We start from the raw sequence: 716 nt of genomic DNA, 5'->3' as shown, positions 1-716 counted from the left end.
GAAATCGTGGTCTGGCTGCTCACCGCCCCGGCAGAACGCGCCGATCCCCTGTACATCTTCGGGCCCACGGGCAGCGGCAAGACAAGCCTGGTACGCCAGCTCGCTGCCCGCCTGAACTACCCCGTTTTCGATGTGACCGGCCACGGCAGGCTGGAGTTCCCCGACCTTGCAGGACATCTTGCCGTGCATAACGGCAGCATGACCTTTCAGTACGGACCGCTTGCTCTCGCCATGCGTTACGGCGGCATCTTCCTGCTGAACGAGATGGACCTGCTCGATCCGGCTACGGCCACCGGTCTCAACGGGGTACTGGATGGCGGACCGCTGTGCATCCCGGAGAATGGCGGCGAGATTATCCACCCGCATCCCATGTTCCGGCTTGTGGCCACGGCCAACACCAACGGCGCATCCGACGACAGTGGCCTCTATCAGGGAACATTGCGCCAGAACATCGCCCTTATGGACCGCTTCTGGCTGTGCGAGGTCGGGTACCCAGCCTCCATAACGGAAGAAGGCCTGCTGGAACGGGTGGCCCCGGCCATCCCTTCGGACATCCGAAAGACCATGGTTTCCTTTGCCAACGAGGTACGCCGTCTGTTTGTGGGTGAGAGCGATACCCAGAAACACGGGGAGACCATCGAGGTGACCTTCTCCACCCGAACCCTCATCCGCTGGGCCACACTGACCATCCGGTTTCAGCCGCTGGCCCGGCAGAA

General features: G+C 62.4%; 1 protein-coding gene. It reads left to right on the top strand.

Features of this window, described 5'->3' with window-relative positions; translation table 11 throughout:
* Positions 1–716 (top strand): AAA family ATPase (locus HUV26_RS16645; RefSeq protein WP_174411270.1); only part of this gene is annotated, 716 nt, incomplete at both ends.

This window comes from Desulfovibrio psychrotolerans, from assembly GCF_013340305.1.
GTDB classification, from domain to species: Bacteria; Desulfobacterota; Desulfovibrionia; order Desulfovibrionales; family Desulfovibrionaceae; genus Halodesulfovibrio; species Halodesulfovibrio psychrotolerans.
The sequence above is the reverse complement of the archived record's forward strand: the minus strand, read 5'-3'. Positions and strand labels throughout refer to the sequence as shown.